This window comes from Gordonia asplenii, assembly GCF_012933505.1.
In the GTDB taxonomy this organism is placed as follows: Bacteria; Actinomycetota; Actinomycetes; order Mycobacteriales; family Mycobacteriaceae; genus Gordonia; species Gordonia asplenii.
Genome location: NZ_JABBNB010000008.1, coordinates 172,205 through 191,011, shown reverse-complemented (window position 1 = coordinate 191,011; position 18,807 = coordinate 172,205). Strand labels below are relative to the sequence as shown.

17 protein-coding genes are annotated in these 18,807 nt (G+C 66.8%); 11 read left to right on the top strand and 6 right to left on the bottom strand.

Translation table 11 applies throughout. The features are described 5' to 3' along the window. The first annotated feature begins 98 nt into the window (after positions 1–98). The 3 genes from HH308_RS10180 (at position 99) to HH308_RS10170 (ending at position 2,819) form a co-directional block, all read left to right on the top strand. Positions 99–740, top strand: a complete 642-nt coding sequence (locus tag HH308_RS10180) for a 5-oxoprolinase subunit B family protein (protein WP_170194075.1) — start codon at positions 99–101, stop codon at positions 738–740. Next, the gene (locus HH308_RS10175; RefSeq protein WP_170194074.1) at positions 737–1,600 is read left to right on the top strand and encodes a 5-oxoprolinase subunit C family protein; all 864 of its coding nucleotides are present in this window, start codon (positions 737–739) and stop codon (positions 1,598–1,600) included. Before HH308_RS10180 ends, HH308_RS10175 begins: the two co-directional genes overlap by 4 nt. A gap of 229 nt (positions 1,601–1,829) precedes the next feature. After that, positions 1,830–2,819 (top strand): oxygenase MpaB family protein, encoded by a 990-nt coding sequence (locus tag HH308_RS10170; RefSeq protein ID WP_170194073.1) that lies wholly within the window; start codon positions 1,830–1,832, stop codon positions 2,817–2,819. A gap of 149 nt (positions 2,820–2,968) precedes the next feature. Here the strand turns inward: HH308_RS10170 and HH308_RS10165 are convergent, their stop codons facing one another. Together HH308_RS10165 and pdxH are read right to left on the bottom strand one after the other, a co-directional pair. Continuing rightward, entirely contained in the window at positions 2,969–4,246 is a 1,278-nt protein-coding gene (locus HH308_RS10165; RefSeq protein WP_170194072.1) for an MFS transporter, read from the bottom strand. Continuing rightward, positions 4,246–4,935 (bottom strand): pyridoxamine 5'-phosphate oxidase, encoded by a 690-nt coding sequence (gene pdxH, locus HH308_RS10160; protein WP_170194126.1) that lies wholly within the window; start codon positions 4,933–4,935, stop codon positions 4,246–4,248. The genes HH308_RS10165 and pdxH overlap by 1 nt, the downstream gene beginning before the upstream one ends. A gap of 142 nt (positions 4,936–5,077) precedes the next feature. Between pdxH and HH308_RS10155 the strand changes: the two genes are divergently transcribed. Then, positions 5,078–6,193 (top strand): citrate synthase 2, encoded by a 1,116-nt coding sequence (locus HH308_RS10155; RefSeq protein WP_170194071.1) that lies wholly within the window; start codon positions 5,078–5,080, stop codon positions 6,191–6,193. A gap of 473 nt (positions 6,194–6,666) precedes the next feature. Here the strand turns inward: HH308_RS10155 and HH308_RS10150 are convergent, their stop codons facing one another. From HH308_RS10150 to HH308_RS10135, 4 genes are all read right to left on the bottom strand, one after another. Further along, positions 6,667–8,223 carry an ABC transporter permease gene (locus HH308_RS10150; protein ID WP_246284476.1) on the bottom strand — a complete coding sequence of 519 codons (1,557 nt, stop codon included), beginning with the start codon at positions 8,221–8,223 and terminating at the stop codon, positions 6,667–6,669. Between the two features lie 110 nt (positions 8,224–8,333). After that, entirely contained in the window at positions 8,334–9,242 is a 909-nt protein-coding gene (locus tag HH308_RS10145; protein WP_170194069.1) for an ABC transporter ATP-binding protein, read from the bottom strand. Further along, positions 9,226–9,939 (bottom strand): TetR/AcrR family transcriptional regulator, encoded by a 714-nt coding sequence (locus HH308_RS10140; protein ID WP_170194068.1) that lies wholly within the window; start codon positions 9,937–9,939, stop codon positions 9,226–9,228. Before HH308_RS10140 ends, HH308_RS10145 begins: the two co-directional genes overlap by 17 nt. 60 nt (positions 9,940–9,999) lie before the next feature. Then, positions 10,000–10,374 (bottom strand): hypothetical protein, encoded by a 375-nt coding sequence (locus HH308_RS10135; protein ID WP_170194067.1) that lies wholly within the window; start codon positions 10,372–10,374, stop codon positions 10,000–10,002. A 101-nt stretch (positions 10,375–10,475) separates the two neighbouring features. Between HH308_RS10135 and serC the strand changes: the two genes are divergently transcribed. The 7 genes from serC (at position 10,476) to HH308_RS10095 (ending at position 18,795) form a co-directional block, all read left to right on the top strand. Beyond that, positions 10,476–11,606, top strand: coding sequence for a phosphoserine transaminase (gene serC, locus HH308_RS10130; RefSeq protein WP_170194066.1), 1,131 nt, complete (start codon positions 10,476–10,478; stop codon positions 11,604–11,606). A 122-nt stretch (positions 11,607–11,728) separates the two neighbouring features. Further along, a complete protein-coding gene (gene sepH / locus HH308_RS10125) occupies positions 11,729–12,751 on the top strand; it encodes a septation protein SepH (protein WP_170194065.1) in 1,023 nt (340 codons plus the stop codon). Between the two features lie 13 nt (positions 12,752–12,764). Continuing rightward, entirely contained in the window at positions 12,765–13,583 is an 819-nt protein-coding gene (locus tag HH308_RS10120) for a DUF6928 family protein (RefSeq protein WP_170194064.1), read from the top strand. A 219-nt stretch (positions 13,584–13,802) separates the two neighbouring features. After that, complete coding sequence (locus HH308_RS10115) at positions 13,803–15,137, top strand: MFS transporter (RefSeq protein WP_170194063.1); 1,335 nt, start codon at positions 13,803–13,805, stop codon at positions 15,135–15,137. Between the two features lie 59 nt (positions 15,138–15,196). Further along, positions 15,197–15,841 carry a GntR family transcriptional regulator gene (locus tag HH308_RS10110; RefSeq protein ID WP_170194062.1) on the top strand — a complete coding sequence of 215 codons (645 nt, stop codon included), beginning with the start codon at positions 15,197–15,199 and terminating at the stop codon, positions 15,839–15,841. 16 nt (positions 15,842–15,857) lie between these two features. Then, positions 15,858–17,336 (top strand): DUF2848 family protein, encoded by a 1,479-nt coding sequence (locus HH308_RS29755; protein ID WP_246284474.1) that lies wholly within the window; start codon positions 15,858–15,860, stop codon positions 17,334–17,336. Between the two features lies 1 nt (position 17,337). After that, a complete protein-coding gene (locus HH308_RS10095; RefSeq protein WP_170194061.1) occupies positions 17,338–18,795 on the top strand; it encodes a 4-hydroxyphenylacetate 3-hydroxylase family protein in 1,458 nt (485 codons plus the stop codon). Positions 18,796–18,807: the final 12 nt, after the last annotated feature.

The window sequence follows — 18,807 nt, the reverse complement described above, 5'->3', positions numbered from 1 at the left end:
TACCGAAACAGGGTCGCCCGCGTAACCTGCGCGTAATAGACACGGCCGTCTGACCTGGCATTACTGATTCACAACGTCGAAGTTAGTAGGTTGAGCGTGTGCGTGAGCGCCCTGCGGGCCCCAATGCGGTCCTCCTCGACTTCACCGGCCATCCGGCCGGTCTCGACGCTGTCACCGTCGCCGCCGACGCCATCGCCCGGGCCGTCGACGACGGTTCCCTGGCCGGCATCAGCGAGGTGATTCCGGCGGCGTCGACGCTGCTCGTTCAAGCCGACGGGCCCATCGACGCCCTCGGTATCCGGCGGGCATTGCGCGGAATCGAGCTCGACGACGCCGAGCCCGCCGCCTCGTCGAGCATCGAGATCGCGGTCCGCTACGACGGCCCCGACGTCGACGAGGTCGGTGAACTGCTCGGGTTGTCCCGGCAGGGCGTGCTCGACGCCCATGCGTGCACCCGGTGGCGGGTCGCTTTCATCGGCTTCGCGCCCGGTTTCGGCTATCTGGTTCCAGAGCACGACACCCCGTTGGCCACGCTGTCGAGGCGGGCTCAGTCGCGTCCACGAGTCGCGGCGGGCACGGTGGCGGTGGCCGCCGGTTACAGCGCCGTCTACCCCACCGACAGCCCCGGCGGCTGGTATCTCTTGGGGCACACCGACTTCGACCTGTGGAACCTCGACCGCGAACCGCCCGCCCGGCTCACCCCCGGAACCTGGGTGCGGTTCGTCAGCGAGCGCCGATGATCGCGGTGGAGGTCGTCGAACCGGGGCCGTTCGCCAGCATCCAAGACCTCGGCCGGCCGGGATACGCACACTTGGGGGTGCCGCGCTCCGGTGCCGCCGACCGCGGCTCGCTGCGCCTGGCCAACCGACTCGTCGGCAACCCGGAGGATGCCGCGGGCATCGAGACGACGCTGGGCGGGCTGCGCCTGCGCGCGATCGGGGACGTGGTGATCGCGGTGGCGGGCGCCGTCGCCGACGTGGCGCGCAACGGCGTCGACTACGGCCGCAATGCCGCGATGTCACTGCATGACGGCGACGAATTGTCCATCGGCACAACGACTTCCGGTCTGCGCAACTATGTCGCTGTACGTGGCGGCGTCGACGTCGAGCCGACGCTGGGTTCCCGGTCGACGGACACCCTGGCGAAGTTGGGTCCGCCCGCATTGGTCGCGGGCACGCGGTTGCGGATCGCAGCGCTGGGCGGATCGTGGCCGCCGATCGACGTCGCACCCGTCGACGACCGACTGCCCGACGTCGTCGCGCTCGACGCCGCCGACGGTCCACGCGCCGACCGCGTCGACGACCTCGGCGATCTCTTCACCGAGATCTGGACGGTCAACCCGGCGAGCAATCGCGTCGGCGTGCGGCTCGACGGCGCCGGAGGGTCGGTGCGGCCGCGCACCGATCTGGGTGAACTGGCCTCCGAAGGCATCGCGCACGGATCGATTCAACTGCCGCCGAGCGGCCAGCCGGTGATTTTCCTCGCCGATCATCCGGTGACCGGCGGATACCCGGTGGTCGCGGTGCTCACCGAAGCGTCGCTGGACCGCGCCGGCCAGTTGACACCGGGCACCCGCGTGCGGCTGCGACGCCGGGGCTGAGCACTGACACCAATAGATGATCAATTCAGCGGCGACGGCGTTTTACAGACCAAATACTCTGCAGAAAGGTTGCGGGGCGCGCACTTACACCGGCCCGGCGTGACTCGACCCCACACGGGGTGTCGCCACCGCACACCATGTCCGCGTCTGCCGGACAACGATTCGCCCCCACCCGGAATCACCCATCTGGCATTGACACCATGATGAGACGAATCTAGAGTTCCGTCTCATGACCGAGGTATTGCCAGCACCGCCGACCGACGCCTCGCCCGTCGTACTGCTCGGCCCCGAGTCGACGACGTGGCGCTACTTCGGCGACTGGCGCGGCATGCTGATGGGCCTGTGGTCGGGGTCGATGCAGAACATGCACCCCAAACTGGCCGCAGGCGTATGGGATCACTCGGACTTCTTCGGCGAACGCTGGCAACGGCTGTTGCGCTCGATCTATCCGATCGGCGGCGTCGTCTTCGACATGACCCCCGACACCGGTCGTCAGGTCCGCGATTTCCACCTCGACATCAAGGGCACGATGGACGACGGCGGGCGCTATCACGCCCTCGACCCGGATGTCTTCTACTGGGCGCACGCGACGTTCTGGTACGGCAACGTGCGATGCGCCGAAGTGTTCGGCCCGCCTATCGACGAGCGGGCCAAACGTGAACTGTTCGAGGAGTCACGGACCTGGTACGCGATGTACGGGGTCAGCATGCGCCCCTGCCCGGACACCTACGAGGAGTTCCTCGAGTACTGGGATCACATGTGCCGCAACGTATTACGCGACCACGATGCGGTCCGGACGGTGCTCGACATCTCGTCTCTGCCCGCCCCGCCCTTCCTCGCGTGGATGCCCGCCTGGTTATGGAAGGCACAGGTCGGCCACGTCCAGAAGATGTTCCTGTGGATCACCACCGGCCTGTACGACGCCCCGATCCGCGAGATGATGGGACTGTCGTGGACCGAGCGCGACGGGAAGCGATTGCGTCGCTTCGGCAAGGCGGTCAATGCGGCGATGAAACTCGCGCCCACCCGGTACCGCCGACATCCGCGCGCCCGCGACGCGATCGACCGGGTCGCCGGGCGAGTACCGATCGACGCCCCTCTCCTGGAATCTCCTGCGCGCAACATGCCGCCGGCGTCGGAGCGCGACAACCCGATGCACTACTGCCCCGTGCACGCGCAACGTCGGGCGAATCTGCCCTGGCAGAGCAACCAGACGTAGCAGCATTCCGGACGTCTCGCGCGCTGTCACTGCGGTGCTCCGCACCCACTGCACTGATTGACGGGCCGCTGCGGTGATTTCCCCGCCACGGTAACTACGTATGTCGGAACGAACCGCCGCAGCGGGAAGTCAACTCCCGCTGTCGCGCCCTACGTCGCCCCACCCAGCCGATAGCGGACAAAGGCCGGAACCGCCAGCGCCGCGACAACGGTCAGCACGATGACGGCGAGCCCGCCGCCCGCGGTGGCGACGGCGGTCCCCACCGCGGCCGCGGCGACGCCGTGTGTGACATCGGCGATGCGCGGACCACCGGCCACGACGACGGTGAACACACCCTGCAGGCGGCCGCGGACGTCGTCGCTGGCCGCCGACTGCAACATCGACTGCCGAAACGCGGCCGACGCCATGTCGGCCGCACCGCCGATCATCATCGCGACGACGACGATCGGCAGAACCGGGAGCGCCGTTCCGTGCGCGAAGAACAATGCGCCACCCGCGACGGCGATCGCCGCACCCCACGCGACGATGCAGACGATCACCGCCAAGCCCTGCCGCGACACTCGTGACACCCATCCTGAGAAGATGCCGCCGAGCACTGCGCCGATGGGGATGGCGGCGAACAGCAGAGCGTAGGCGAGGCCGCCTTCGGGTTTGTCGCCGAAACTCTCGTGGGCGATCTGCGGGAATAGTGCGCGCGGCATGCCGAAGATCATGGCGATCAGGTCGACGACGAACGACATCAGCAGCACCGGATGTCCGCGCAGGTAGACCAGGCCGTCGAGCACCGAGCGCAGTCCGACGGTGCGGGGCGCGGCGTCGTCGGCGCTGCTGATCGGCTTGAGTGCGGGCAGCCGAATAACTGCCCACAGTGTGGTCAGCAACGACGCCGTGTCGAGCAGATACAGCAGCGAGTAGCCGAGAATCGGTATCAGTATTCCGCCGACCAGCGGTCCCGCGATGGCGCCGGCCTGCATGACCGTCATGTTCAGTGAGTTGGCGGCGGGCAGTTCGCGCGGCGGGAGCAATCGCGGCAGCACCGCCGAGCGGGTCGGCTGGTTGACGGCGAAGAACGCCTGCTGCACCGAGAAGATGCCGAGCAGGATCCACACGTTGTTCAGGCCCATCAACGCCTGCACCCAGAACAGTGCGCTGCACCCGATGAGCCCGAGTGTGGTGACCATCAGGATCAGCCGCCGGTCGAAGACATCGGCGAGTGCGCCGCCCCACAGCCCGAAGACGATCAACGGCACCAGGCCGAAGACACCGGTCAACCCGACATAGGCGGAACTGCCGGTGATCTGGTAGATCTGCGACGGCACCGCGACCACGGTCAGCTGCGCGCCGATGACGGTGACGATATTGGCGACCCACAGCCGACGGAAATAGTCGTTACGCAGCGGGGCTGTGTCGGCGAGAAGCTTGGCCATCAGGGTTGAAGTCGCTCGGTGAGCCACTCGCCGTCGACCATGCGGGCGCGCACCCGGTTGTGCAGCCGGTCGGCACGGCCCTGCCAGAATTCGACAACCCGCGGTTCGATGCGATAGCCGCCCCAGGTCGGGGGTACCGGGACCGGCTGGTCGTCGGCGAACCGCTCGGCGGTCGACGCCGCTAGCTCTTCCAGCTCCGCGCGGGATCCGATCGGATACGACTGCGCCGACGCGAACGCCGACAGCTGCGAACCGCGCGGACGCGAATCCCAATACTCCCGCGTCTCCTGAGCGCTGACCTTGGTGACCGGCCCGCGGAAATGTACCTGACGCTCCAGGTTGATCCACGGGAAAGTCACCGAAGCGTACGGATTGGCTTGCAGTGCAAGACCTTTCGCTGAATCGTAGCCGGTGAAGAATACGACACCCGCGGCGTCGACACCCTTACACAGCACAGTTCGAGTCTGTGGGTGACCATCGGCGTCGACGGTGCCCAGCACCATCGCGTTGGCCTCGATGTAGGGACTGATACCCGTCGGCCCACTGGTCCGCACGACGTCGGCGAGCCATCGGTTGAACAGCGACAGCCACGGCGGATCACCGGTCAGCCAAGTCGTGTCGAGGTGTGCTGCGACGCCGTCGGCGCCCGCCGAATCGATGTCGGCGCGTGCGCCGTAGCCGACCCGCATGGAAGCGAGGTCGACGGACTCGACATTGTCATCAGAATCATTGGATGATTTCTGGTTCACTCCGGTCAGAGTAGTGGGTTCGGCGGCCGGCGAGGCAGCCAGGATCGGAATGCTCGGCGAGCACGGTCATAGAATCCACTTCATGGCCACAGTCCCCGCAGATTTCGTCCCCGGACTCGAGGGCGTCGTCGCCTTCACCACCGATATCGCCGAACCCGACAAGAACGGCGGCAACCTACGCTTCCGCGGCGTCGACATCGAAGACCTCGTCGAGAACCGCGTGACCTTCGCCGACGTGTGGGCGCTGTTGGTCGACGGTCGATTCGGCGACGGTCTGCCGCCCGCGGAGCCGTTCCCGCTGCCGATTCACACCGGCGACGTCCGGGTCGACGTGCAGGCGGCACTGGCGATGCTCGCACCCATCTGGGGGTATCAGCCGCTGCTCGACATCGACGACGCCACCGCGCGCGACAACCTCGCGCGGGCTTCGGTGATGGCATTGTCGTATGTGGCGCAGTCGGCGCGCGGCATCTACCAGCCCGCGGTGCCGCAGCGGGTCGTCGACGAATGTGACACTGTCACAGCACGTTTCATGACCCGGTGGAAAGGCGATCCGGACCCCAAGCACATCGCGGCGATCGATGCGTATTGGGTCAGCGCGGCCGAACACGGCCTCAACGCGTCCACCTTCACCGCCCGGGTCATCGCGTCGACCGGCGCCGACGTCGCCGCCGCACTCTCGGGTGCGATCGGCGCGATGTCGGGGCCGCTGCACGGCGGTGCGCCCGCTCGAGTGCTGCCGATGATCGAGGAGATCGAGCGCACCGACGACCCGCGGGGGTTGGTCAAGGGCATCCTGGATCGCAAGGAGAAGCTGATGGGCTTCGGCCATCGTGTGTACCGGGCCGAGGACCCCCGTGCCCGCGTCTTACGTCGCACCGCAATGGAATTGGGTGTGCCGCGCTACGAGGCCGCGGCCGCGCTGGAGCAGGCCGCCCTGACCGAATTGCGGGAACGACGCCCCGACCGCGCCATCGAAACCAATGTCGAGTTCTGGGCCGCGGTGATCCTCGACTTCGCCGAGGTGCCGACGCACATGATGCCCGCGATGTTCACCTGCGGACGCACCGCGGGCTGGTGCGCACACATCCTGGAGCAGAAACGACTCGGCAAGCTGGTACGCCCCGCCGCCGTCTACACCGGCGCCGCCCCTCGCCGCCCCGAGGACGTCGAGGGGTGGGAGACGATCAGCGGGTAGCAATGCGCCGGCGAGCCGGGCTGAGGCACCACCTCCGCAGGTTGAGCCGGGCCCGACGAGCGTAGCGAGACGCGCCCGCGTCGAAACCATGTCACTCCGCCGGTTGCGCCGGGCCTGACGACGACGGGCCCTATCCGCTGGTTGAGCCGCGAGGAGCGCTAGCGACGAGCGTGTCGAAACCCCTGTACCACAATGCATTTGATGATGGCGCACTTGTCGAACTGTGATGGTATCGAACATCGAGGCGTGTCATCGCCGAAATTGGCGCGCATCATCGAAAGTCGTTGTGGCTGAGAGGTTTCGACACGGACTCGGCTAGCGCATCGCCAACGCTCCTCACGGCTCAACCAGCAGGAGCGGCGGCGCCAACGCTCCTCACGGCTCAACCAGCGGAAGAGGCCTGCCGTCGGCGAATCCAGGCTCAACCAGCGGAGGGGTGTTACTCAAACTGGCACAGGGCTTCCGCCCGCACCTCACCCGACGTCGCGCTGGGTGAAGCTCCGCCAACCGATCGCCGCTGCGGCTATCGCGATGAGGGTAAGCAGGATGATCGGCAGCCAACGCATCGGTTCGGCGGGAACCATGGGGACGTGGGTGAAAGGCGAGATGTCCCGCGCCCACTGCGGCAGATTGAACAGCGCGCCGAGCGGGCCGACGAGAAACGCGACGATCAGCACGAGCCACGCGCCGAGCGTCCATGCCGGCTTGGCGCCGTAGAGCACCGCGACGATGCCGGCGAGAACCAGCGCGGCCGGAATCTGTACTGCCGCAGCGCTGAACGCGTGTCCCAGCGCCGCACCCCATCCGCCCGACACCAGGGCGTCGGCCACTCCGACGCCGAGCGCCGCGCATGCCATGATCACGACGATCCCGATGACCAGCACCACAGCCTGGTCGATGAAGTAGGTCGAGCGCGAAATCGGCGTCGCCAGAAGGGTTTCGGTGCGGCCGGCGGATTCGTCGGCGCGCAGTCGGCCGACCGCGGTGACCGCCCACGCGGCCGCGGCGAAGCCCAGGTAACCCATCATCGTCGACGTGAACACGGTGCCGAGATCGCCTGCGCCACCCAGCTTTTCAAGATAGTCGGTGATCTGCGGATTGCTCGACGCGATGTCGTTGATGGAAGGAATCAGAAAGCCGATCACCAAGGCGTACGTGGTGATCGCCGACGCCCAGGACGCCATGCCGGGAATCGCGAGATGTGTTGCCACCGCAGGCATCGTCGAGAGCTTATCGGTCGACGCCGGGCCGGGCCGCGGCTGCAGCAGTCCCCCGCCGAGATCCCGGCGATCACTCATCCACACGGCCCCACCGACACTCGCGGCGAACACCGCCAGCGATGCCAGGGCCGGCCACCACGAGTTAGCTCCGAACGGGTCGATGCGCTCGGCCCAGCCCATCGGGCTGAGCCACTGCAACCACGACCATCCGTCGGCGATGTCGCCGACACCGCGCAGCACGTAGCCGCCCAGAATCACCGATGCCGCAACCATATTCGCGATGCGCGACGTCGCCGCGAATTGCGCGCCGACAGCGGCCAGCCCCGCGGCGGCGAGCGCCGTCGTCGTGTACTGAGCACCGACCGCGGCCGCTGACGCCACACCGGCTCCCAGCGGCACCATGAGAATCGCCATCGCCACCCCCACGACAACTGAAACCACCACTGCCACAACGAGAGCCGCAGTCAGCGGTGCGAGCGCGCCGGTCGCGCCGGAACGCACGAGCTCGACCCGCCCGAGTTCCTCCTCTTTGCGCGTCAGTCGCGTGACGGTGAGCGCGACGCAGACGGCGGTGGCCGCGATCATGAACAATCCAGCGCGCCAGGACACTACGGCCGCATTCGAGTCGATGTGATGCAACGGTCCGAGCAGAAACGAGAAGGCGGCGTTGGTTCCCGCACTTGCGGCGAGCGCCGCCTTCTCCTGTTGCGTCGAATACATACTCACCACCGACGCCGCCGTGGACAGGTTGATCACGACGATCAGCACGACGGTGACCGGCGAGATGATCCGCTCACGCCGAATATTCAAGCGCAGCAGGATGTCGCAAGCCGCGAACGGCCGACGGGCCGAGCCCGAGGCCGAACCCGAGCCCGAGCCCGAGCCCGAACCCGAACCCGAACCGATCGTCGCCGCGGTCATCACAGCGCCGCCGAATCGGCGGGGGCGTCGTAGGCGTGCAGGAACAATTCCTCCAGGCTCGGCGGTTCGACGGTCAGCGAGCGCACCGTCAATCCACCCAAAACCTTGGTGACAGCGGACATTCCGGTGTCGGAGACAGTGAAGGTGACCGCATCGTCGCCGGTGGCGGCGAAGTCGTGCACTCCGTCGACGTCGGCGAGCGCCGACACACCGTCGGCGATGACGCTGACACGCGAGCGTCGCAGGTGCCGCAACGCAGCGAGCGTGCCCGCCTCGACCGTCTTACCGGCGCGGATGATGGTGACCGATTCACACAATTCCTCGACTTCGGCGAGGATGTGGCTCGACATCAGTACCGCGGAACCGCGCGCGGCCGCATCACGGACGTTGACCACGAAGTGGTTGGCCATCAACGGATCCAGACCCGACGTCGGCTCGTCGAGGATGAGCAGTTCGGCGTCGGCGGCGAAGGCCGCGATCAGGGCGACCTTCTGCCGATTGCCCTTCGAGTAGGTGCCGCTCTTCTTGGTGGGGTCGAGCTCGAAGCGCTCGATGAGTTCGGCTTTGCGAGTCGCCGACGTCGCGCGCACGCCGCGCAGCGACAGCAGCAGATCGATGCACTCGCCGCCGCTGAGTTGCGGCCACAGGCTGACGTCGCCGGGTACATAGGCGATGCGCCGATGGATCGCGACGGCGTCGGCGAACGGGTCGGCGTCGAACACTGAGACCTGTCCGCCGTCGTGCCGGTAGAGGCCGAGCAGGATGCGGATCGTCGTCGATTTCCCAGCGCCGTTGGGCCCGAGGAATCCCGCCACCTCGCCGGCGTCGATCGACAGGTCGAGACCGTCGAGGGCGGTGAATGTTCCGAATCGCTTGATGAGTCCTTGTGCCTCAATGACTTTGGTCATCGTCAACTCCTTCGTCGCCAACTCTTCGATCGCCGGACTGATCACTGGTATCGCGCCGCGTGTGCGCGGATTCGCGCTGCGCCTCGACGATCGCGTCGAGCAGTGAGGCATCGGTCATCACGCCGTGGACAGCCATCTCGGTGCCCGCGATGCCGACGCGGTCGATGTAGCCGCGCAGGATCGAGCCGAAGTCGGACCAGTCGTCGGGCGGATTCATCACGGTGTCGAGCAGGAGTGCACCCACCGAGATCGTGGTGAGGTAGCGGGCACGACCCTCCTCGTCGACCGACGGGCGCAGCTGGCCGCTTTCGACACCGATACGCAGTCCCTCGGTGGCCTGGGCCAGCATCCGGTCGAGGAAGGCACGGGCCGTCGCGCCGCCCTGCTGGACCGCGCGAAGCATGTAGACGACGTGTTCGCCGCTGTCTTCGGCGTGCCGGATGAGGTCGAGGAATTCGCGGTATCCGCCGTCGCCGGTCAGCAGATCGCGTTCGACGTCGAAGAGCGTGTCGAGGACGTACTGGTCGCACTCGGCTTCCAGGCCCGCTTTGGAACCGAAATGGTGGATGACCAACCCGGGGCTGACCTCGGCGGCAGCGGCGATCGCCCGCACCGTCGCACTGAACCCGTCGCGAGCGAAGACCTGGATGGCGGTGTCTCGGACGCGGGCGCGCGTCGTGCGGTCGTCGGGTGTCAACGCAACTCGCTTGAACGCATGTTCAGAACATTAAACGCGCGTTCAACAGGTGTCAACGGTTCACTCAGCGCCCCGTCGACCATGAGCACGGCGGAACCTGCGCAGACCGGACAGCCATGTCCGATTCCGCGGTTGCGGGGCCGGATTCTTCTCCGCCCACTCGGCGAGTATCGCGGTGAACGCGTCGACGAACCCCGCGATGGCCTGCTGCTGCTCGACGTCGGAGGTCTGCCGTGTCCCCGTCACTTCGACGGCCACCGTGGTCCCCCGCGTTATACGTAACGCGTCCCAGCACAGCGGGAGATTCTGCGCCATCACGCGACGGCCATTCACGACGAGGAAGATCCGCGACGAGTATTTCGCGCACTCCCAGCAGAGGCGTTCGGCGCCGTCGGCGTCGAGGCTGCCGACTGCGACGAACTCGTCGAGGTACATGAACCGACGGTAGTTCACCGGCACACCCCTCGGAATCGACGTCGGTCCGACACGCACCGCAGTGCGATGTGTCCCATCGCACACCACTAGACTCGGTGGTCATGACCGATGCGATCACCATCCCCGCTGACCTCCTGCCCTCCGACGGCCGTTTCGGTTGCGGTCCGTCGAAGGTTCGCCCCGAGCAGTTGCAGTCGCTCGTCGACACCGGTGCATCCGTTTTCGGCACCAGCCACCGCCAGGCACCGGTCAAGAACGTCGTCGGCGCCATCCGTTCAGGTCTCACCGACCTCTTCGCACTGCCCGAGGGCTACCAGGTGGTGCTGTCGAACGGCGGAACCACCGCGTTCTGGGATGCCGCGGCATTCGGTCTGATCAAAGAGCGCTCGCTGCATCTGACCTACGGCGAGTTCTCGGCGAAGTTCGCCAGCGTCGCCCGCAAGGCGCCGTTCCTCGGTGACCCCACCGTCATCTCGACCGACCCGGGAACCGCGCCGGACCCCGCTGCCATCACCGCGGAACAACTCGCCGACGCCGACCTCATCGGTTGGGCGCACAACGAAACCTCAACCGGCGCAGCCGTTCCCGTGCTCCGGCCCGAGGCAGCAGGCGACGCACTCGTCGCAATCGATGCGACGTCGGGCGCCGGCGGTCTGCCGGTCGACGTCGCCGACGCCGACGTCTACTACTTCGCACCGCAGAAATGCTTCGCCTCCGACGGCGGCATCTGGGTCGCGCTGATGAGCCCCAAGGCCCTCGCCCGAGTCGACGAGATCGCCGCGAGCGGCCGTTGGTGCCCCGAGTTCTTGTCGCTGCCCACCGCCGTCGACAACAGCAGCAAGAACCAGACCTACAACACACCCGCGGTGGGCTCGCTGCTGCTGTTCGCCAACCAGATCGAATGGATGAACGCCAACGGCGGCCTCGACTGGTGCACCGCGCGCACCGCCGACTCGAGCTCACGGCTCTACAGTTGGGCCGAGTCCAGCGAGTTCGCGACACCGTTCGTCGACGAAGCACACCGCAGCCAGGTCGTCGGCACTATCGACTTCAACGACGACGTCGACGCCGCGGCCGTGGCAAAGGTGTTGCGCGCCAACGGTGTCGTCGACACCGAGCCGTACCGCAAGCTCGGCCGCAACCAGCTGCGCATCGGCATGTTCCCGGCGATCGAGCCCGACGACGTGACCGCGCTGACCGCCTGCATCGACTACGTCGTGGGCCAGCTGTAGCTCGCGTACAATCGCCAACTTCAGTCCTGAACTGCGGTTTTCCGCGTGTCGGCACCGTGATGCACTCCGGGCGTGCACTAACCTGACGGCAATGCGTCATCCCGAGACCGGAGGAGGAGCAGATGCGTGAGCTTCGCGTCATCAGCGTCGAAGCCGACGGCAGCTATGTCGTCGTGCAAGACGATGAGACGAAGGAGAAGTTCCGCATCCGCGCCGACGATCGACTGCGCGCCGCGGCCCGCGGCGACCTGTCGCGACTCGGGCAGATTCAGATCGAGATGGAATCGACCTTGCGTCCACGCGAGATTCAGGCTCGCATCCGGGCCGGAGCGACCATCGAAGAAGTCGCCGCGATCGCCGGAGTGCCCCCGGAACGCATTGAACGTTTCGCTCATCCGGTCCTGCTCGAGCGAACCCGGGCCACCGAGCTGGCGGCGCTGTCTCACCCCATCCGCGAGGACGGACCCGCGGTGCAGACGCTCGGCGAAGTCGTCGACACCGCGCTCACCGCTCGCGGCCAGAGCGCCGCGGCGACCGACTGGGATGCCTGGAAGGGCGACGACGGATTCTGGGTCGTGCAAGTGCGTTGGCAGGTGGGCCGGACCGACAACTACGCCCATTGGCGCTATCACCCGGGCGCCCACGGCGGCACCGCCGATCCGCTCGACGACCTCGCCGACGAACTGACCGATCCGGAAGCTGTGGCCATCGCCCGACGCCGGCTGGCGCCGGTTGCCGTTCCGCAGATGTCGCGCCCCGCGCATTCCCAGACCGTCGCCGAATCCTTCACGGTCGACGCCGAATCCGTGGTCACCGGACGACGCCCCGTCGAGATGCCCACGATCGGGGTACCGGTGACCCAGACCCCCGACGTCCGGGCGCCGGAGTCCGACGTCGAGCCCGCATCGTCGGGCCAGCCGGCATCCACCGTCGCACCGGGTCACGACCAGCCCGAGTTCGGCGGATCCGCCGAGGAGACAACGCAACTCGGCTTCACCGTCGTCGGCGACGACGCCGCGCCGGGCCCGACGCCGGACGAGTCCGCCGAGGCCGAGGCGAAGGCGCGTCGACGCAAACAACGTAAACCGTCCGTTCCGGCCTGGGAAGATGTACTTCTCGGCGTCCGCAGCAATCCGAACAGCTGAAGGAAACTTCCCTGTGTCCAACCGTGCTCTGACCCTGTGGCTCATTGACGACGATGACCCGATCGGACTCCTTCGGGGGCCACTGCACAACAACGTCGAGCGGGCGCGTGAGCTGGCTGCCCGGATCTACGGCGACGCCGTGCTGGTACCGGTTGCCGCGACGAATCTCGCCGCGGCGATGACCGGCAACGATTCACACGCCTACGTCGGGGCGTTCGGTTCGGCGTCGGTGATTTCCAGTCCACTGTTCGCCAGTCGGCGGCCGTCGACTCTGACGAAGACCGTCGCATCGGTCGCGCCGGTCAAGGTGGCGACGCTGCTGCACACCGAGCCGGCGGAGGCCGTCGGCGTCTTCGCCCGCTGGGAGGGCGGCGAACTTCGACGCAGCTTTGCGTCGGATCCCATTGACATCTTTGAAGATTCAGGACTGCCGTTCGTCTTCGAGTCGCCGTTCTGGGGCGGCGAGCATCCGCTGCGGTACGCCGAAGGCGTTGCGCCGCAACCGCTCGCCCTCCCCTTCCATCCGGCCGAACTCGCCGAGCAGGCCAACCGTGAATGGCTAGGCTTCCGCTTCACTCCACCCGCGCTCGACGGTGACGTCGACCCGACGCGAATCCCGGTGACCGCCTTCGCGATTCATCCAGCCGGGTATCAGCCGACTGGCGACGAGGCGCAACAATACGCACACAGCGCGGCGCAGTCGCCGATCGACCGATCGCCGCGCCCGGCCGACACTCTGCCCGACGCACCAGCCGACGACTCCACGCAAGCGCCGGCGTCGACGCCCAAGGTCGGGCGGATGCGGCGGTACTTCGGCTTCGGGCCGAAGTAGCGGCACCGCGCGAGGCGCACCTTTTTTCGTCGGCCCGACGGCCCGACGACAACTTACCGGCAAGTAGCTTACGACTACCCCTTGCGCTGTTGTATTCACATCGTATACAACAGATATACCGCCCGGTGTCGTAGCTCACAGACGACGGCGGCCCGGCCGACTGGTGCAACAGTCGACCGGGCCAGGCGGCTCCACCATGAACCACTGCTAGGAGTTCCAATGGCGACAGCCGTTACTCAACCTACCAAGTCGCGATCGCAACGCAGGACCAGCTTGCCGGTCGTCGCGGCGTCGAGCCTCGCGGGTACCGCCGTCGAGTGGTATGACTTCTTCCTCTACGGAACCGCTGCCGCACTCGTCTTCAACAAAGTGTTCTTTCCGGCATCGAATCCGACGGTCGGCACGCTGCTGGCCTTCGCCACCTACGCCGTCGGCTTCATCGCCCGCCCCCTCGGCGCCGCGGTGCTCGGTCACCTCGGCGACCGACGAGGCCGACGCTCTACGCTGATCGCCAGTCTGATGCTGATGGGCATCTCGACCTTCCTGATCGCATTGCTGCCCGGCTACGCCACGCTCGGCATCGCCGCGCCGATCATCCTCGTGGTTCTGCGGCTCGTGCAGGGCTTCGCACTCGGCGGCGAATGGGGCGGCGCGGTGCTGCTGGTCTCCGAACACGGCGGGTCCGAGCGGCGCGCGTTCTGGGCGGCATGGCCCAATCTCGGTCCGCCCCTTGGCAATCTGCTTGCGGCCGGTGTGATGGCCGTGCTCAGCGCGACGATGTCCGACGACGCATTCCAGTCCTACGGCTGGCGCATCGCCTTCGCACTCTCGGCAATCCTGGTACTCATCGGCTTGGTGTTGCGTCTGTTCGTCACCGAGACCCCGCTCTACCGGGCAGCCGAGGCGAAGGCCGAAGCGTGCGCGACGTCGCAGGCGCCGCTGTCGGAGGCGATCACCAAGCACTGGCGGCAGATCGTGCTCGCGGCGGTCACCCGATTCGGCGAAAACGCCGGTTTCTACATCTTCTCGCTGTTCGTCATCACCTACATCACCAACGCGGACATGTTGCACCTGCCCAAGTCCGTCGGCCTGACCGCCGTGATGATCGGCATGGGTGCCGCGCTGATCGCGATTCCGCTGTTCGCCATCCTGGCTGACCGTATCGGCCGGCGCCCCATCTACATCGGAGCGTCGATCGCGACGATGATCTGGGCGTTCGTGTTCTTCGCCCTCCTGGACACCAAGAACTCGATTGCGATCACCGTGGCCGTCGTCGGCGGCTTGCTGATCTTCTCCGCCTACAGTGCGGTGATCGGGGCCTTCTTCTCCGAGCTGTTCCCCACCAGGATCCGCTACTCCGGAGTCTCCCTGGCCTACAACCTCGCATCGGTGCTTGCCGGATCGATCGCGCCGATCCTGGCTATCGCGCTGTACGGCTGGTTCGGTTCGCCCTACGCCATCGCGTTCTACCTGGCGCTGATGGGCGCGGCATCGCTCATCGCGTCGATGAAGGCGACCGAGACCAAATCCGTGGATCTGGCGACCGTGTCCTGACGGTCGCGGCGCGACCGCGGTCCTCGACCCCCCAATAACCCTCTGGAAAGGAACCCGCCATGGCGAAGAGCACACGAAACGGGGAGCTGCGCGCTCCCGAACTCGCCTACCGCTGGCTGCGCCAGAAGATCGTCGAGGTACCGCGCGGGGACTCGTTGTTCCTCACCGAGAACGAGATCGCCGAGTCGTCGGGGCTGTCGCGCACACCCGTCCGGGAAGCCCTGCTGCGGCTGGAGGCCGAGGGCTTCATCAATCGGATCCCCAACAAGGGCGCCTACATCCCTGCCGTCACCGACCGAGACATCGCCGCGATCATGCAGGTTCGGATGATGATCGAGGACTGGTCGGTGCGCCGAGTCGCAGAGGCCGGCGGAGCACTGGTCGACGACCTCAGCGAGATCATCACCCGCCAGGCCGCCGAGGACGACGCGACCGCGTTCATCGACCTCGACCTGGCCTTCCACACCGCCATCATCTCCGCGGCGCAGAATCCGATCCTGACCGATTTCTATCGGTCACTTCGGGATCGGCAGATGCGGATGGGTATCCGCATCGTCACCGCGGACCACGAACGACGCAGTCGGGTAGTCGCCGAACACCGTGCGATCGTCGACGCCATCGCCCTCGGCGATCCCGATCTCGCGGGTCAGGCAGTGCGCCATCACCTCGACTCGACTCTCGCGTCGATGACCGACAACCAATGAAATACCAAGGAACACAATGAAAATCGCACTTGTACAACTAGCCGGCCCAGACGGCGAAACCGCGGCACACCGGCTCGAGCGGGTCCGCACCACCGTGGCAGCGGTACCCGACGGCGTAGACCTGATCGTGCTCCCGGAGCTCTGGAAAGTCGGATTCAACCACTTCGACGACTACGCGGCGACCGCCGAGTCGCTGCACGGCCCGACGGTCCAGACCCTGGCGCGCATCGCCGCCGAGCGGCGCTGCTTCATTCACTGCGGCAGCATCGTGCGCCGTAACGGCGATGCGCTGCTCAACACATCGGTGCTGCTCGACGACACCGGGCAGGTGATTCACCACTTCGACAAGGCGCACATCTTCGGCTATCAGTCCCGCGAGACCGAACTGCTGACGCCGGGCCGACAGGTGTACGCAGCGCAGACCCCGTTCGGTGAGATCGCCTCGACCACCTGCTACGACCTGCGGTTCCCCGGCCTGTGGACCCAGCTGGTCGCCGCCGGGGCGCAGATCGTCATCGTCCCCGCGGCATGGCCCGCCGCCCGTCTCAACCATTGGCGGCTGCTCACCGCGGCCCGCGCCGTCGACAACCAGGTGTTCGTCGTCGCCTGCAATGCCGTCGGCACCCACGGCGGCGTCGAACTCGGCGGGCACAGTCGCGTCGTCGATCCGTGGGGAGAGGTCGTCGTCGAGGCCGACGACGCCGAGGGCGTCACTGTCGTTGACATCGACCCGAACCTCGTCGAGGCCACCCGCACCGAATTCCCGGTGCTGGCCGACCGCCGCGACGACTACGAATCCATGCTGAGGAAGAAGGACAATCGCATGACCACCGCAACGCTCACCCTGCAGCCGCAGGGCGGCGAGCCGATTACCCTCACCCGCTACCGAGTGGTCGTCGCCGGCTACACCGGGCGCGACGAGGCGCAGGTACGCCACCATATCGACGAGCTCGCCGCCATCGGCGTCGCACCGCCGCCCCAGGTCCCGATGCTCTACCCGATGGACGCGGACTCGGCCACCACCGCTCAGGAGGTCCCGGTGGCCGGCAACAACACCTCGGGAGAAGTCGAGCCGGTCTACATTCGCCATGCGGGGCGGTGGTATCTCGGCGTCGGATCCGATCACACCGATCGCACACTGGAGACCGTCGACATCGGTGAGTCCAAGCAGGCCTGCCCCAAGCCCGTTGGTCGCGAAGTCATCGCGATCAACGACTGGGCTGAATTCGACTGGGACGCTTGCCAAGCCAGCAGCCGGGTGGACGACGTCCTCTACCAGTCCGGATCACTCGCGGGACTGCGACGACCCGACAACCTTCTCCCGATCGTCACCGACCGCCTCGACGACCTCGGTGACGACGACCTGGTCTGCTTCGGCGGCACCCTGCCGCTGATCGACGGGAAGTTCGTGCCCGGACGGCGATGGGACATCGAAATCGTTCTGCCGCAAGGCCAAACCCTCACTCACACCTACACCACCACCAAGGAGAACTGACATGCGTACCGGCAAAGAGTATCTGGAGTCCCTCAACGACGGCCGTACCGTCATCCTCGACGGCGAGGTAGTCGCCAACGTCGGCGAGCACCCCGCGTTCGCGCCGATGGCCAACACGATCGGCGAACTGCTCGACATCGCCAACGACAATCCCGACGTCATGCAGTACATCGCACCGGAGACCGGGCGGCCCGCCAACCGCACGTTCTCCATCCCGCGGTCGCCGGAAGATCTCGTCGCACGCCGCAAGGCGATCGAGACCTGGGCGCGCCACACCCACGGTTGGGTCGGCCGCAGCCCCGACCACGTCGGCACGTTCCTCGCATCGTTCGCCGCCAACACCCAGGCATTCGACGGGCAGGAGGGCGACCACGACTTCGCGGGCAACGTCGCCGACTACTACCGCCGGCTGCTCGACGAGAACCTGTACGTCTCCTACGCGATCATCCCGCCGCAGGTCTCGCGCGCCACGACCGCGTCCGGCTGGGAAGGGGACTACCTGCAGGTCGGCGTCGTCGAAGAGAATGACGAGGGCATCGTCGTGCGCGGTTCGCAGATGCTGGCCACCGGTGGCGCCGTGGCCGACGAGATCTTCGTGTCCTGCATCAAGCCGCTCGGCCCCGACGACAAGGACTTCGCGGTCGGTTTCGCCGTGCCCACCAACGCAACGGGTCTCAAGCTCTACTGCCGCCGACCCTACATCACCGGAGCCACCAGCTCCTTCGACTACCCGCTGACCACGCGTTACGACGAATCCGACGCGCTCTTGGTGTTCGACGACGTGCTGATCCCGTGGAACCGCGTGTTCGTCGACCGCGACACCACCGCGGTACGCAGGCAGTTCTTCGACACCGGAGCCCACGTGCTCGGCAACTGGCAGGCGCAGATCCGCTTCGCCGCCAAGCTCGCGTTCATCGCCGGCGTGGCTCGTCGGGTCACCCAGGTCAACGGCGTCGACAAGATTCCGTCGGTGCAGGAGAAGCTGGGCGAGCTGGCGGCCGTCGTCAGCGGTGTGCAGTCCGGAGTCCTGGCGGCGGAGTACACCGCCGAACCGGACGCGAACGGTCAATATCTGCCGGGCCGGTCGGCGCTGTACGGTGCGATGGGCCTGCAGAGCGAGACCTATCCGCGGGTGCTGTCGATCCTGCGTGACCTCGTCGGCGGCGGAGTGCTGCAACTGCCCGCCAGCGTCAAGGATCTGCGCAGCGACCTGAGCCGCCCGGACATGGAACGCTACGTCCAGTCGCCCGGTGTGCCGACCGAAGAGCGGGTCAAGCTGTTCAAACTCGCCTGGGACATCATCGGTTCGGAGTTCGCCGGACGCCACCAACAGTACGAGATGTTCTATGCCGGTGCGCCTTTCGTCGTCAAGGGCGCCTACACGTTCCGCAACTACGACTACGACTCCGCGGTCGCCTCGGTGCAGGAGTTCCTCGACGGATACTCCGCCGCGAGCTGACCGAATCGAACG

Coding starts and splice junctions, on each gene's coding strand:
- HH308_RS10175 (WP_170194074.1), top strand. CDS start 737: ATGATCGCGGTGGAGGTCGTCGAACCGGGGCCGTTCGCCAGCATCCAA.
- HH308_RS10170 (WP_170194073.1), top strand. CDS start 1,830: ATGACCGAGGTATTGCCAGCACCGCCGACCGACGCCTCGCCCGTCGTA.
- HH308_RS10165 (WP_170194072.1), bottom strand. CDS start 4,246: ATGGCCAAGCTTCTCGCCGACACAGCCCCGCTGCGTAACGACTATTTC.
- pdxH (WP_170194126.1), bottom strand. CDS start 4,935: ATGCGGGTCGGCTACGGCGCACGCGCCGACATCGATTCGGCGGGCGCC.
- HH308_RS10155 (WP_170194071.1), top strand. CDS start 5,078: ATGGCCACAGTCCCCGCAGATTTCGTCCCCGGACTCGAGGGCGTCGTC.
- HH308_RS10145 (WP_170194069.1), bottom strand. CDS start 9,242: ATGACCAAAGTCATTGAGGCACAAGGACTCATCAAGCGATTCGGAACA.
- HH308_RS10135 (WP_170194067.1), bottom strand. CDS start 10,374: ATGTACCTCGACGAGTTCGTCGCAGTCGGCAGCCTCGACGCCGACGGC.
- serC (WP_170194066.1), top strand. CDS start 10,476: ATGACCGATGCGATCACCATCCCCGCTGACCTCCTGCCCTCCGACGGC.
- sepH (WP_170194065.1), top strand. CDS start 11,729: ATGCGTGAGCTTCGCGTCATCAGCGTCGAAGCCGACGGCAGCTATGTC.
- HH308_RS10115 (WP_170194063.1), top strand. CDS start 13,803: ATGGCGACAGCCGTTACTCAACCTACCAAGTCGCGATCGCAACGCAGG.
- HH308_RS10110 (WP_170194062.1), top strand. CDS start 15,197: ATGGCGAAGAGCACACGAAACGGGGAGCTGCGCGCTCCCGAACTCGCC.
- HH308_RS29755 (WP_246284474.1), top strand. CDS start 15,858: ATGAAAATCGCACTTGTACAACTAGCCGGCCCAGACGGCGAAACCGCG.
- HH308_RS10095 (WP_170194061.1), top strand. CDS start 17,338: ATGCGTACCGGCAAAGAGTATCTGGAGTCCCTCAACGACGGCCGTACC.